Source organism: Aquitalea sp. FG25, from assembly GCF_057809375.1.
Map to the genome: position 1 here is coordinate 1 of NZ_JBMDJV010000049.1, position 12,963 is coordinate 12,963.

A 12,963-nucleotide genomic window follows, 5' to 3' on the forward strand; every position below is an offset into this window, starting at 1 on the left:
TGAGCGAATCCAGCGTGGTGGGGCGGCGGCTGGCCAGCCGCCGCCAGCATGTGTGTGCCGCCCCGGCCTATTTGCAGCGCCATGGCCTGCCCAACAGCCTGTCCGAGCTGGAGCAGCACAACTGCCTGCTGGGCAGCAACGACTTCTGGCATTTGCAAGAAGGCGGCAAACGCCGCCTGCTACGGGTGAAGGGCAGCCTGCGCTGCAATAGCGGCCACGCGCTGACCCATGCTGCCTTGCAAGGGGTGGGCATTGTCCAGCTGCCGGATTACTACGTGGCACGCCATCTGCACAGCGGTGCGCTGGTGGAACTGCTGACCGCTTATCAGGAGCCGGACGAAGGCATCTGGGCGCTGTATCCGCACAAGCGTCAGCTCTCGCCCAAAGTACGCATGCTGGTGGACCACCTGGTGGCACACTTGCCCACATTCACCTTGCCGCAGGTTTAGCTCTGGCTGGCCTGCAGGCGTGGCTGGCGATGGTAATGCCGGTATTTCAGCATGAGGCACAGCGTGATGAGGGCGGCAGGCCAAAACAGCGCGCTGAAAATCACTCCCGGAGCCATCTGCTGGCGTAGCAGCTCGGCCCCCAGCAGCACCCCGCTGATGGCACCGAAACGGCCCACGCCCAACATGCTGCCTACACCGGTGGCACGGCATTGCGTGGGATAAAAACCGGCCGCCATGGATGACAGTGCCGATTGCCCGCCACCAGAGGCAAAGCCCATGAAAAACACCAGGCCGCCCAGCAACCAGCCTTGTTCGCCCTGTCCCACGCTATTGCCCACCACCCAGGCCAGTACGCCTGCCGCCAGATAGGTGCCGGCCAGTACCTTGTTGGCTTCGTGGCGGCCCATCAGCCAGCCCACCACAATCGAGCCCACGCCGCCACCAATGGGAAACAGCGCACTGATGACCGAAAACTGCTGCAAGCTCAGACCGGCTTCTTTCAGCAGCAAGGGCATCCAGTTCACCCCCATGTAGTAAATCAGCATGCTCATGAAACAGCACAGCCATAGCAGCAGCGTGCCCATGGTCCAGGGCTGGCTCAGGACTTCGCGCCAACTGCTGTTGGCTGGTGTGCTTTGTTGCTCGCCCAGACTGAAGCGCTGGGCCTGTGCCAAGGCGGGGTGACGCGAAATACGCTGCAAAATGCGCCGGATACGCTCGGTACTGGCTTGGCGTGCCACCAGATAGCGCACTGATTCCGGCATTTTCCAGGCCAGCAGCAGGCACAGCAGCAAGGGCACGATGCCGCCCAGCAACATCAGCGCGGGCCAGCCATACAGCGGCAGCAACCAGCCGGCACACAGGCCGCCGGCCCCGGCACCCAGCGGGAAACCGCACAGCATGGCACTGACCAGCATGGCGCGGTGTCGGGCGGGCGCGTATTCGGACAGCAGGGTAATGGTATTGGGCAGGGCGGCGCCCAGGCCGATGCCGGTGAGCAAGCGGTAAACGGTCAGGGTGCTTAGCGAATCGGCCCAGGCGGTGACCAGGCTGCCCAGCCCGAACAGCAGCACCGACCACAACAATGCAGGCTTGCGCCCCAGCCGGTCGGCCAGCGGCCCGGCCAGCAGGGCTCCGATGGCCAGGCCGAACAGCGCGGCGCTCAGCGCCTGACCCAGCTGGGGCTTGCTCAGCCCCCATTGTTCCATCAGCGAGGGCACGATATAGGCCACAGCGGCCAGATCGTAGCCATCCAGAAACATCACCAGAAAGCACAACAACAGAATCAGCCATTGATAGCGGCTAAAACCGGCCTCGTCGATCAAGGCCTCAACATTCAAGGGAGTAGGCATGCATGAGCTCCAGACCGGATGGCAGCGCCATCCGGTGCAACGGGGATGGTGATTACAGCTTGATGCAGACGTTGCTGATATCGGAGTAGAAATCCAGCGAGTAGCGTCCACCTTCACGTCCCATGCCGGACAGTTTGCTGCCGCCAAACGGCGTGCGCAGATCGCGGGCATACCAGGTATTCACCCATACAATGCCGGTATGGATGCGCCGTGCCAGCCGGTGTGCGCGGTCCAGCCGGGTGGTCCACAGTGCGCAGGCCAGGCCGTAGGGGCTGTCGTTAATGCGCTGCAGCACTTCATCGTCACGGTCAAACGGCGCAATGTGGCAAACCGGGCCGAAGACCTCCTCGCGCACGCAGCGGGCGTGGTCGGACAGGCCGGTCCAGATGGTGGGGCGCACATAAGCACCCTGATCACGCGCATCGCCAAAGTGCGGCACTTCGCCACCGGTCACCACGCGCGCGCCTTCTTCGCGCGCCAGGGCAAAGTAGGACAGCACCTTTTCCCGGTGCTTGTGCGAAACCAGCGGGCCCAGGTCGACGTTGTCTGCTGTCGGATAGCCAATGGTCAGCGCTTCGGCGCGTTGTTTCAGGGCGGCGACAAAGCGGTCGAAAATGGGCCGTTCCACATAAACCCGTTCCGAGCACAGGCACACCTGTCCGGTATTGAAGAAGGACGAACGCGCCACGCCCTCCACGGCGGCGTCGAAGTCGGCATCGGCAAACACCACGGCAGCGTTCTTGCCACCCAGTTCAAACGAGACTTCCTTCACCCCGTCGGCCACCGCTTTCATGATGGCGCTGCCAGTGCGCGATTCGCCGGTAAAGGACACCGCGCTGATCTGTGGCTGGCGGGTGAGGAATTCACCGGCAGAGCCCGGCCCAAAGCCATGCACCAGGTTGAACACCCCGGGCGGCAGGCCGGCATCGTGCATCACCCGTGCCAGCAAGGTGGCCGAGGACGGGGTTTCTTCCGAGGGTTTACACACCACGGTATTGCCCATGGCCAGCGCCGGGCCCAGCTTCCAGGTCAGCAGCAATAGCGGCAGGTTCCACGGCGAAATCACCGCCACCACCCCCAAGGGCTTGCGTACGGTGTAGTTGAACAGCACGCCGCCATCGGCCTGCGGGGTTTCGCAACTCTCGCTCACCGCTGTGGCGGCCAGGTCGGCAAAGGTGCGGAAATTGGCAATGGCGCGTGGCACATCCAGCGTGCGGGCCAGATGTAGCGGACGGCCGGTGTCGGCCACTTCGGCGGCAACAAATTCCTCAAAGCGCGCCTCGATGCCATCGGCCACCTTATGCAGCAGTTGCGTACGCGCGGTGACGCTCATGCTGCCCCAGGGGCCATGCAGGGCCTGCTCGGCAGCGTGGGTGGCAGCGGCCACTTCGGCCTCGCCGGCTTCGGCAACCTGGCAAATCAGCTGGCCATCCACCGGGCTGATATTGTCAAAGCGAGCAAGACCCGCGCTGAGGAACTGGCCGTTGACGTATAGCGGCAGTATGTCGGGATTGGACATGACACTCTTCTCCATTCAAAACCCACCTTGCATCAGCGCAGGGCAAGTGAAGGCGAGTGTAGGAAGCGCCAAGCCATGATTGAAAATGAAAAAATCGGGCTTTGCTATGCCGGATTTTTATAGGGTGGCGGATACCTGCATGTCCTGGCCCACCTGTTTGAGGTAGTCGATCAGCTTGCGGGCAGCGGGGGTCAGTGGCTTGTCATGCCGCACGGAATAACCCACTGCGGCAGGCGGGCCCACCTCTCCCAGCGGCAAGATTGCCAACAGCCCAACCGTTTCAAAGCGGCGTGCCGCTTGCAAGGGCATCAGGCCCAGACAGTCCGACTCCACCAGCAGATTGACATTAGTGAGCAAGGACAGTGATTGCAGCAGGTTTTCCGGCATGGCCAGCCCGGCGTCGGCAAAAAACTGCTCGGCTACCCGGCGTGCTGGTGAATCCGGCGGTGGCACAATCCAGGGCCAGTGTTGCAGCGCGGGCAGGGCGGAGGCGGTGGCGGCCAGCAAGGGGTGGTGGCTGCCCGCCACGATGCACAGGCTGTTGCGATACAAGGGCTGGTGGCGCAATGGCAGCTTGCGGGTATAGATGTCATCGGCATCTGGCAGCCGCCCCACCACCAAATCCAGTTCGCCGGTGGCCAGCGCCGGAAACAGATAGTCCTGCGGCCCTTCGCGTACGGTAATCAGCAATTTGGGGGCCTGCGCCTTCAGTTGCAAAATGGCGCGCGGCAGCAGGCTGGAACTGGCAGAAATCTGCGTACCCACCACCACATGGCCGCTGATGCCGCCCTTGAAGGTGTTCAACTCATCGGTGAGATAGCGCAGCTCGGCAATCACCGATTTCACTCGCTCACCCAGCAGCAGGCCGTATTCAGTGGGCGATACCCCACGGTTGCTGCGGCGGAACAATTCGGTGTCCAGTTGTAATTCCAACTCACGAATGGCCTTGGTAACCGCCGGCTGCGTCAGGTTCAGCTCACGCGCGGCGCGGGCGATGGACTGGCAACGCAGCACCCGATCGAATACCAGCAAGGGGCGCAGCTTCAGGCGGTTAAGCACCATGTCATTGATCGAAAACAGCGGCTGTCCATCCATCACGCTCTCCGGGAGCCAAGTCTGGCTGACTATGGCATAACTTTATGGCATAGCAAAAGCCGGATTATTCATTTTTTGCATTAAACAGCGGCTCATACACTGGACTGCATTTCCACAAAGGAGGCAGGGCTACTTCCGGTCCTGTCCCCATCTTTGCAGGAGAACGCAGTGAGCAATTCCCTCAATCCCGCCCAGCAAGAGGCCGCCTTGCAGTTGCGTACGGCGGCCGAGCATGGCCAGCCCTGTTCCCCGGTGCGCAGCCTGCTGGGCGAGCTGGATGTCGATGCCGCCTATGCGGTGCAAACCCTCAATGTCCAGCATGCCCTGGCACAAGGCCGACGCCTGGTAGGCAGCAAGATCGGCCTGACGTCCCGCGCAGTGCAGCAGCAGCTGGGCGTGGCACAGCCGGACTTTGGCCGCCTGTTTGCCGACATGGCCATTGCCGATGGCGAAGAAATCGCCATCCAGCGCCTGCTGCAACCCAAAGTCGAAGCCGAAATTGCCTTGGTGCTGGGGCGCGACCTGCCCCACGAAAAGCACACGCTGGCCGATTTGATTGGCGCGGTGGACTACCTGCTGCCCGCCATCGAAGTGGTGGACAGCCGCATCGCCGGCTGGGACATCCGCATCAGCGACACCATTGCCGACAATGCCTCCTCCGGCCTGTTCGTGCTGGGCAGCCGCCCGGTACTGCTGCGCGAAGTGGACGTGGTGGGCTGCGGCATGGTGCTGGAACGCAAGGGCGAGCCGGAAAGCGTGGGCGGTGGTGCCGCCTGTCTGGGTAACCCGCTGCTGGCGGCCTGCTGGCTGGCCGACACCCTGGCGCGACGCGGCGATGCGCTGAAAGCGGGCGATATCGTGCTGACCGGGGCCTTGGGCCCGATGGTGTCGGTACGCGCCGGCGATGTATTCACCGCCCGCATTCAGGGCCTGGGGCAGGTGTCTGCCCGTTTTGCCACCACACAGGGAGAGGCAGCATGAAACCCACACGCATCAAGGCCGCCATCATTGGCTCCGGCAATATCGGCAGTGATCTGATGATCAAGCTGCTACGGCATGACGAGGCCATCGAGCTGGTGGCCATGGTCGGCATCGACGCCGCCTCGGATGGTTTGGCCCGCGCCAAACGGCTGGGGCTGGCCACCACCCATCAGGGGCTGGATGGCCTGCTGGCACTGCCGGAATTTGCCGATATCAAGATCGTGTTCGATGCCACCTCCGCCGGGGCGCATGTGGAACACAACCGCGTACTGCAACAGCACGGCGTGCGGGTGATCGACCTCACCCCGGCGGCCATCGGCCCCTATGTGGTGCCGGTGGTGAATCTGGAAGCACATCTGGATGCGGCCAACATCAATATGGTCACCTGCGGCGGCCAGGCCACTATTCCCATGGTAGCGGCGGTCAACAGCGTCACCCCGGTGCTGTACGGCGAGATTGTCGCCTCGATTGCCAGCAAATCCGCCGGCCCCGGCACCCGCGCCAATATCGACGAATTCACCGAAACCACCTCGCAGGCCATTGTCAGCGTGGGCGGTGCGCGCCAGGGCAAGGCCATCATCATCCTCAATCCGGCCGAACCGCCGCTGATGATGCGCGACACCGTGTTCTGCCTTACCGGCCCGGCCGACCGCGCCGCCATTGCCGCTGCAGTGGAGCAGATGGCCGCCAAGGTAAAGGCCTATGTGCCCGGTTACCGTCTGAAGCAGGCGGTGCAATTTGAAGACATCCCCGCAGCGGATGCCGCCGCCTATCCCGGTCTGGGTGCGGAAGGCGGGCTCAAGGTATCCATCTTCATCGAAGTGGAAGGGGCCGCCCACTATCTGCCTGCTTATGCCGGCAATCTCGACATCATGACGTCCGCCGCCATGGCCTGCGGTGAACGCCTGGCCACCCGACTGCTGCAAGCCTGAGGAAACCCGCCATGAACAAACTCTATATCTCCGACGTCACCTTGCGTGACGGCTCGCATGCGGTACGTCACCGCTATTCGCTGGACCAGGTACGCGCCATTGCCCGCGCGCTGGACGAAGCCCGCGTCGACAGCATCGAAGTGGCGCACGGCGACGGGCTGGAAGGCTCCAGCTTCAACTACGGCTTTGGCGCACACAGCGATGTGGAATGGATTGCCGCTGCCGCCGAGTCGGTCAGCCACAGCAAGATTGCCACCCTGCTGTTGCCCGGCATTGCCACCGTGCATGCACTGCGCAATGCCTACGATGCCGGTGCCCGCGTGGTGCGCATTGCCACTCACTGCACCGAGGCCGACATCTCCAAACAACATATCCAGTACGCCCGCGAGCTGGGCATGGATACCGTCGGCTTTTTGATGATGTCGCACATGACCAGCCCGCAGCACTTGGCGGCGCAGGCCAAGCTGATGGAAAGCTACGGGGCCACCTGCATTTATGTGGTGGATTCCGGCGGTGCCTTGCTGATGCAGGATGTGCGCGACCGTTTCCGTGCGCTGCGCGATGTGCTGGACCCGGCCACCACCACCGGCATTCATGCCCATCACAATCTGTCGCTGGGCGTGGCCAATTCCATCGTGGCGGTGGAAGAAGGCTGCCAGCGCATTGATGCCTCGCTGGCCGGACAAGGCGCCGGGGCGGGTAATGCGCCGCTGGAAGTGTTTATTGCCGCTGCTGAGCGTCTGGGCTGGAACCACGGCTGCGACCTGATTCGCCTGATGGATGCGGCAGACGATATCGTGCGTCCCACGCAGGATCGTCCGGTACGGGTGGACCGCGAAACCCTGGCGCTGGGCTATGCCGGGGTGTACTCCAGCTTCCTGCGCCATGCGGAAAAGGCGGCAGAGCAATACGGGCTGAAGACGCTGGACATCCTGCTGGAAGTGGGCCGTCGCCGCATGGTGGGCGGGCAGGAGGACATGATTGTTGATGTGGCGCTGGACCTGCTGAAACAACAGGAGGTGCACGCATGAGCACGCTGATTCAGGAAATGGCAGTCCAGCTGGATATCGCCACCCAGTGCCACGAAGCCACCCCGCAACTGAGTGCGCAGCAGCCGTTTGATCTGGCCACTGCTTACCGTATCCAGCAAGCCGGTATCCGCCTGCGCCAGCAGCGTGGCGAACGTGTGGTCGGCCTGAAACTGGGCTTTACCAGCCGCGCCAAGATGATTCAGATGGGCGTGGATGCGCTGATCTGGGGCGAATTGACCGATGCCATGCAACTGAGCGATGGCGGCAGGCTGGACCTGGCCAAACTGATCCACCCACGGGTGGAGCCGGAAATCGCCTTCATCACCGCCATCGACATCGACCGTCCCCTGTCGCTGGCCGAAGCCGGGCTGGCGCTGGCTGGTGTGGCCCCGGCGCTGGAAATCATCGACTCGCGTTATCGCGACTTCCGTTTCAGCCTGCAAGACGTGGTAGCCGATAACTGCTCCTCGGCCCGCTACGTGGTTGGCCCGCTCTGCGCGCCGGATAGCCTGCTGGACAACCTGGGCGTGGTGCTGCGTTTTGATGGCCGTCCGGTGCAGATCGGCAGCAGCGCCGCCATTCTGGGCCAGCCACTGCGCGCACTGGCGGAAATCTCCCGCCTGCTGCATCAGCAGGAGCGCGTGCTGCCCGCCGGTTCGCTGATTCTGGCCGGTGCCGCCACCGCCGCCGAGGCACTGCGCCCCGGCCTGCATGTCAGCGTGGAAGTAGCCGGGCTGGGCGGCTGCGCCTTTACCACCGGAGAACCGGCATGAGCAACACCCAAGCTACCGTAGTCAGCGGCAAGGCCACGCCGCGTGGCCGCTTTCCCCACCTGAAGCGCGCGGGCGACCTGCTGTTTGTCTCCGGCACCAGCTCGCGCCTGCCCGACAACAGCATTGCCGGGGCCCAGGCCGATGCCATGGGCGCTACCCGGCTGGACATTGCGGTGCAAACCCGCTGCGTGATTGAAAACATCCGCGACATCCTGGCCACGGCGGATGCCAATCTCGCCGATGTGGTGGAGATCTGCGCCTATCTGGTGGATATGAACGATTTTGCCGCTTACAACGCGGTTTACGCCGAGTACTTCGATGAAAGCGGGCCTACCCGCACCACCGTGGCCGTGCATCAACTGCCACATCCGCACCTGCGCATCGAAATCAAGGCCATTGCCTACAAGCCGCTGTAGACGGCCCGGCAACACTTTTTGAGGAGAAACACCATGCAATTGCAATATGGACTGCCGCTGAACCTGCTGGACTGGGCCGAACGCAACAAGGCGGAACTCAAGCCGCCGGTGTGCAATGCCGCCATCTGGCCGGACGGTAACTACATCATCAACATGGTGGGCGGGCCCAATACCCGCACCGATTTTCACGACAACCCGACCGAAGAAATCTTCTACCAGCTCAAGGGCAATGCCTATCTGAACATCTGGGACCGGGGCCGCTTTGAACGCATTGAGCTGCACGAGGGCGATGTCTTCCTGTTGCCTGCCCATGTCATTCATTCACCGCAGCGTCCCGAACCCGGCCTGTGTTTCCTGGTGGAGCAGCCACGCCCGCAAGGCGCACATGACAGCCTGCACTGGTATTGCCCGGTGTGCGCCAGCGAAATCTGGCACATCTCCAAACAACTGGAGAGCCTGGTGGATGATTTGCCCAAGGCCTATCAGGCGTTTTACGCCATCGGAGAGGAAGGTCGGCGTTGCAAGCATTGCGGCACGGTGCATCCGGGCAAGGACTACGCCGCCTGGCATGACATGCACCTGCGCGCACAACATTAGAAAAGACGCATCATGATAGACATTCACTCACATTTCTTTCCGCGCATCAGCCAGGCCGAAGCGGCCCGGCTGGACCCGCAGCGCGCACCCTGGCTGCATACCAGCGGGAGCGAGGGGCAGATCATGCTGGGCGAGCGGCCGTTTCGCCCGGTGTATGACGCGCTATGGGACGGTGCCCGCCGGCTGGAGTTTCTGGACCGGCAGGGCATCGACATCCAGATCATGTGCGCCACCCCGGTGATGTTCGGCTACCACGCGCCCATCGAACGCGCGCTGCCCTGGGCGCAACTGATGAATGACCGGGCGCTGGAAATGGCCGCCATTGCCCCCAAGCGGCTAAAGGTGCTGGCCCAGGTGCCGCTGCAGGATATCGACGCCGCCTGCCGCGAAGCCAGCCGGGCCCGCGACGGTGGCCATGTCGGGGTGCAGATTGGCAATCACGTTGGCCCGCTGGACCTGGATAACGCCGGCCTGCTCACCTTTCTTGCCCATTGTGCGGCAGAAAACATCCCGGTGCTGGTGCACCCCTGGGACATGATGGGCGGCGAACAGCGCATGCAAAAATGGATGCTGCCCTGGCTGGTGGCCATGCCGGCGGAAACCCAGCTGGCCATCCTGTCGCTCATCCTGTCCGGTGCCTTCGAGCGCTTGCCGCGCAGCCTGAAAATCTGCTTTGCCCATGGTGGTGGCAGCTTTGCCTACCTGCTGGGACGGGTGGACAACGCCTGGGAACAGCGCGACATCGTGCGGGAAGACTGCCCCAACAAGCCATCCAGCTATGTCGACCGCTTTTATGTCGACTCCGCCATTTTTGATGCGGCGGCCTTGCGCCTGCTGGTGGACACCATGGGCAGCGAGCGGGTGATGCTGGGTTCCGACTCGCCCTTCCCGCTGGGTGAGCAGCAGGTGGGTTCCTTGATCCGCCATGCCGGATTGAGCGAGGGGCAACAGCAGCAGTTACTGGGCAGCAACGCCCGCCGCTTCTTCAATCTGGATTAATCGTCGCCAGCCTGCGCTGCCGGTTTGTACCTGTCGGCAGCGCATCCCCTCTCCTTACCCGTTTGCCCGACAGGAAAGGCCAATATGGCTATCGACCTGCATTTTTCCGACCTGAACTTGCCCGACCTGAATTTCTCCGACCTGGCCAGCCGTGCCGTGCAGTACAACGCCCGCGCCTCGGTGGCGGATTTTGACGCCTGCATGGCTGAATACGCGGTATTAGCCAGACAGGCCAAGGCCGGTGTGGCTGGCCTGTATGATTTGTCTTATGGCATGGGCAGGGCCGAGCGGCTGGACGTGTTCCCCGCCTGTGCGCAACCTGCGCCGCTGTTCGTGTTCATCCACGGCGGCTATTGGCATTCGCAAAGCAAGGAGGACGCCTGCGGCATGGCCAGTGTGTTGCATCAGCACGGCATTGCGCTGGCTACGGTGGAGTACACCTTGCTGCCCGAGGCTACGCTGGCAGAGGCGGTGCGCGAAGTACGCAGCGCCATTGCCTGGCTGTACCGGCATGCGGCCCAGTACGGTATTGACCCGCAGCGCATCCATGTTGGTGGCAGTTCCGCCGGCGCACACCTGGCGGGCATGTTGTTTGCCCCGGATTGGCAGCAGGATTACGGCCTGCCCGCTGATGTGATCAAGGGCGTATTGGCGCTGAGCGGCCTGTATGACATCCGCCCGCTATGTGACATCTACGTCAACGACTGGCTGCGGCTGTATCCCGATCAGGCGGCACGGCTCAGCCCGCTGCTGTGCCTGCCTCCGGCGGTGCAGGCGGGTAAGCTGGTGTTGAGTGTCGGTGGCAAGGAAACCGACGGTTTCCGGCATCAGACGCTGGCCTATCATCAGGCGGCACGCGCTCGGGGGCTGCAGGTGACGCTGGTGGAGGATAGTCATAACAACCATTTCTCACTGCTGAATGAACTGGCTGTTGCCGACAGCCCATTGAGTCATGCTTTATTGCGGATGATCGGGGTTTGGCCTGTTCAGGCCGCAGGCCCGGTCAGCGCATCGGCTCCACCACCGGCAGCAGGGTGATAAAGCCGACAAAGGCGGCGTGCAGCACGGTATTAAAATCGTCAAACAAGCTGATCATGTTGCGGTGATGTCTGTTGGGTAGTGTCATGCGCCAGATGGGTTCTGGCGAGGGGGCCGCCGCTTGCGGTGTCGGCGCGCGACGTGGTTTGAGGATGCGCGATTGATTGCCGACGCTGATATGTGCCAGATTGCGCCTTCAATACGCGGGCTGCGTGATCTCTTCATTCCCTGGTCTTCATCGGGAAATTTCCTGGCCTGACCAGTGTGGCGCCATGTTTTGTTGGGTGATGCCCATGGATGGCGCGCTGAGCCGGGAGGCCACCGCCAGCCATCCGCCGGGCATGCAGGATGAAATAGCGCCGGGGATTCCGTATCATGCAGCTTTGCCGCCAGCCTGTTGCCGGGCGGCACCATTCCCGTCATCAAGGCCCGCCATGTCCCTTACCCGGCAAATCCCCCGCGAAGAAATCAAGACCATGCCGTTGTTTCCGGCACTGACACCGGACCAGGTTTTCATGCTGGACAATCCGGAAGCGCTGGCCGCCGCCCTGCCGGAACTGCTGGCTGCACCCTTGCTGGGTTTTGATACCGAATCCAAACCCACCTTCCGCAAGGGCGAGGAGTCGGACGGCCCGCATCTGATCCAGCTGGCGGACAGCCAGCGCGCCTGGCTGGTGCCGGTGGTGAAGGGCGTGTTGCCGGAGGAAATCAAGGCCTTGCTGGCCGATCCGGCCCACGCGCTGGTGGGCTTTGACCTGGTGTCCGACCGCGCGCTGCTGAGAAGCCGCTTGGGCGTGGAATGTGGCGGGCTGATCGATCTGGGCAATTTGCTGCCCTCGGACGATGCCCGCATCACCGTGGGCGCGGTACAGGCGGTGGCGCGCTTGTTTGGCCAGTACTTCCGCAAGTCGAAAAAGCTGTCTACCACCAACTGGTCGCGCCTGCCGCTTAGCCCCGCCCAGCAAGCCTATGCTGGCAACGATGCCTGGGTGGCGCTGCGGGTGTATCAGGAGCTGCAACAGCGCGGCTTGCTGGCGGAGCGCGCGGCATGAGCGACTGGACGCGCGACTTTGCCATTCTGGACGGGCTGGACGACGCCAGCCGCGCCCAACTGCTGGCACACAGTCACGCCATGCAGGCCCCGGCCGGCACCGTGCTGTTTCGCGAAGGCAGCCCCTGTCAGGCCTATTTGTTTGTGCAGGAAGGACAGATCCGGGTGCAGAAAGTGGGCGAGAATGGCCGCGAAATCACCCTGTACCGGGTAGAAAACGGACAAACCTGCATTGTCACCACCGCCTGCCTGATGAGCGGCACCGATTACGATGCCGAAGGCGTGGCGGAAACCGCCATCTGCGCCCAGGCGCTGCCGATTCCGGCTTTCCGTCAGTTATTGGCCAGCTCGGCGGCATTTCGCGACTTTGTGTTCCGCGCCTACGGCAGCCGTATTGCCGATTTGCTGTTGCTGATCGAGGAAGTCAGTTTTGGCCGCATCGACCAGCGCCTGGCCGCCTGCCTGTTGCAACGCGCCCGTGGCCAGAACGCCCTGAGCATCACCCACCAGGAGCTGGCTGCCGAGCTGGGCAGCGCGCGCGAGGTGATCAGCCGCCAGTTGAAGGAGTTTGAGCGCCGTGGCTGGATTCGCCTGGGCCGTGGCCAGCTGCAATTGCTGGATGCTGGTGCCTTGCAGCAGCTGACCGGCAAGTAGGCTGTGGTATTTAGCGCTGCGAACAAAACCTCGTAGAGAACCCGGGCCAAGGCGCGCCGCCGCAGACAGTACATGG

At 63.0% G+C, this 12,963-nt stretch carries 15 protein-coding genes; 11 read left to right on the top strand and 4 right to left on the bottom strand.

The features are described 5' to 3' along the window. Positions 1–449 (top strand): LysR substrate-binding domain-containing protein (locus ACODR9_RS23850; RefSeq protein WP_488813086.1); only part of this gene is annotated, 449 nt, incomplete at its 5' end. Here the strand turns inward: ACODR9_RS23850 and ACODR9_RS23855 are convergent. The 3 genes from ACODR9_RS23855 to ACODR9_RS23865 form a co-directional block, all read right to left on the bottom strand. Next, on the bottom strand, positions 446–1,801 hold the full coding sequence (locus tag ACODR9_RS23855) for an MFS transporter (RefSeq protein WP_488813088.1): 1,356 nt from the start codon (positions 1,799–1,801) through the stop codon (positions 446–448). The two genes, ACODR9_RS23850 and ACODR9_RS23855, sit on opposite strands and share 4 nt — an antisense overlap. Before the next feature lie 52 nt (positions 1,802–1,853). Next, entirely contained in the window at positions 1,854–3,320 is a 1,467-nt protein-coding gene (locus tag ACODR9_RS23860) for a 2-hydroxymuconic semialdehyde dehydrogenase (protein ID WP_488813090.1), read from the bottom strand. A 117-nt stretch (positions 3,321–3,437) separates the two neighbouring features. After that, a complete protein-coding gene (locus ACODR9_RS23865; RefSeq protein WP_488813092.1) occupies positions 3,438–4,415 on the bottom strand; it encodes a LysR substrate-binding domain-containing protein in 978 nt (325 codons plus the stop codon). Positions 4,416–4,583: 168 nt separating this feature from the next. Here ACODR9_RS23865 and ACODR9_RS23870 point away from each other — a divergent pair, with 168 nt between their 5' ends. The 8 genes from ACODR9_RS23870 to ACODR9_RS23905 all read left to right on the top strand — a co-directional run bounded on the left by ACODR9_RS23870 (position 4,584) and on the right by ACODR9_RS23905 (position 11,182). Continuing rightward, on the top strand, positions 4,584–5,396 hold the full coding sequence (locus tag ACODR9_RS23870) for a 2-keto-4-pentenoate hydratase (RefSeq protein WP_488813094.1): 813 nt from the start codon (positions 4,584–4,586) through the stop codon (positions 5,394–5,396). After that, entirely contained in the window at positions 5,393–6,328 is a 936-nt protein-coding gene (locus tag ACODR9_RS23875; RefSeq protein WP_488813096.1) for an acetaldehyde dehydrogenase (acetylating), read from the top strand. The genes ACODR9_RS23870 and ACODR9_RS23875 overlap by 4 nt, the downstream gene beginning before the upstream one ends. Positions 6,329–6,339: 11 nt before the next feature. Further along, positions 6,340–7,359, top strand: a complete 1,020-nt coding sequence (gene dmpG / locus ACODR9_RS23880) for a 4-hydroxy-2-oxovalerate aldolase (protein ID WP_488813098.1) — start codon at positions 6,340–6,342, stop codon at positions 7,357–7,359. Beyond that, positions 7,356–8,132: a 2-keto-4-pentenoate hydratase gene (locus ACODR9_RS23885; RefSeq protein WP_488813100.1), complete on the top strand. Its 777-nt coding sequence runs from the start codon at positions 7,356–7,358 to the stop codon at positions 8,130–8,132. The genes dmpG and ACODR9_RS23885 overlap by 4 nt, the downstream gene beginning before the upstream one ends. After that, the gene (locus ACODR9_RS23890) at positions 8,129–8,548 is read left to right on the top strand and encodes a RidA family protein (protein ID WP_488813102.1); all 420 of its coding nucleotides are present in this window, start codon (positions 8,129–8,131) and stop codon (positions 8,546–8,548) included. Before ACODR9_RS23885 ends, ACODR9_RS23890 begins: the two co-directional genes overlap by 4 nt. A gap of 33 nt (positions 8,549–8,581) precedes the next feature. After that, on the top strand, positions 8,582–9,145 hold the full coding sequence (gene nbaC / locus ACODR9_RS23895) for a 3-hydroxyanthranilate 3,4-dioxygenase (protein WP_488813104.1): 564 nt from the start codon (positions 8,582–8,584) through the stop codon (positions 9,143–9,145). A 12-nt stretch (positions 9,146–9,157) separates the two neighbouring features. Continuing rightward, positions 9,158–10,144, top strand: coding sequence for an amidohydrolase family protein (locus ACODR9_RS23900; RefSeq protein WP_488813106.1), 987 nt, complete (start codon positions 9,158–9,160; stop codon positions 10,142–10,144). Between the two features lie 84 nt (positions 10,145–10,228). Next, a complete protein-coding gene (locus ACODR9_RS23905) occupies positions 10,229–11,182 on the top strand; it encodes an alpha/beta hydrolase (protein WP_488813108.1) in 954 nt (317 codons plus the stop codon). Here the strand turns inward: ACODR9_RS23905 and ACODR9_RS23910 are convergent. After that, entirely contained in the window at positions 11,148–11,270 is a 123-nt protein-coding gene (locus tag ACODR9_RS23910) for a hypothetical protein (protein WP_488813110.1), read from the bottom strand. The genes ACODR9_RS23905 and ACODR9_RS23910 overlap by 35 nt on opposite strands. A 205-nt stretch (positions 11,271–11,475) precedes the next feature. Between ACODR9_RS23910 and ACODR9_RS23915 the strand changes: the two genes are divergently transcribed. Continuing rightward, complete coding sequence (locus ACODR9_RS23915) at positions 11,476–12,234, top strand: 3'-5' exonuclease (protein WP_488813112.1); 759 nt, start codon at positions 11,476–11,478, stop codon at positions 12,232–12,234. Next, a complete protein-coding gene (locus tag ACODR9_RS23920) occupies positions 12,231–12,887 on the top strand; it encodes a Crp/Fnr family transcriptional regulator (protein WP_488813114.1) in 657 nt (218 codons plus the stop codon). Before ACODR9_RS23915 ends, ACODR9_RS23920 begins: the two co-directional genes overlap by 4 nt. Positions 12,888–12,963 lie beyond the last annotated feature (76 nt).

Bases quoted from the DNA above. Each gene is read 5' to 3' on its own strand.
- ACODR9_RS23855 (WP_488813088.1), bottom strand. From the start codon at position 1,801: ATGCCTACTCCCTTGAATGTTGAGGCCTTGATCGACGAGGCCGGTTTT.
- ACODR9_RS23860 (WP_488813090.1), bottom strand. From the start codon at position 3,320: ATGTCCAATCCCGACATACTGCCGCTATACGTCAACGGCCAGTTCCTC.
- ACODR9_RS23865 (WP_488813092.1), bottom strand. From the start codon at position 4,415: ATGGATGGACAGCCGCTGTTTTCGATCAATGACATGGTGCTTAACCGC.
- ACODR9_RS23875 (WP_488813096.1), top strand. From the start codon at position 5,393: ATGAAACCCACACGCATCAAGGCCGCCATCATTGGCTCCGGCAATATC.
- dmpG (WP_488813098.1), top strand. From the start codon at position 6,340: ATGAACAAACTCTATATCTCCGACGTCACCTTGCGTGACGGCTCGCAT.
- ACODR9_RS23885 (WP_488813100.1), top strand. From the start codon at position 7,356: ATGAGCACGCTGATTCAGGAAATGGCAGTCCAGCTGGATATCGCCACC.
- ACODR9_RS23890 (WP_488813102.1), top strand. From the start codon at position 8,129: ATGAGCAACACCCAAGCTACCGTAGTCAGCGGCAAGGCCACGCCGCGT.
- nbaC (WP_488813104.1), top strand. From the start codon at position 8,582: ATGCAATTGCAATATGGACTGCCGCTGAACCTGCTGGACTGGGCCGAA.
- ACODR9_RS23900 (WP_488813106.1), top strand. From the start codon at position 9,158: ATGATAGACATTCACTCACATTTCTTTCCGCGCATCAGCCAGGCCGAA.
- ACODR9_RS23905 (WP_488813108.1), top strand. From the start codon at position 10,229: ATGGCTATCGACCTGCATTTTTCCGACCTGAACTTGCCCGACCTGAAT.
- ACODR9_RS23910 (WP_488813110.1), bottom strand. From the start codon at position 11,270: ATGACACTACCCAACAGACATCACCGCAACATGATCAGCTTGTTTGAC.
- ACODR9_RS23915 (WP_488813112.1), top strand. From the start codon at position 11,476: ATGGATGGCGCGCTGAGCCGGGAGGCCACCGCCAGCCATCCGCCGGGC.
- ACODR9_RS23920 (WP_488813114.1), top strand. From the start codon at position 12,231: ATGAGCGACTGGACGCGCGACTTTGCCATTCTGGACGGGCTGGACGAC.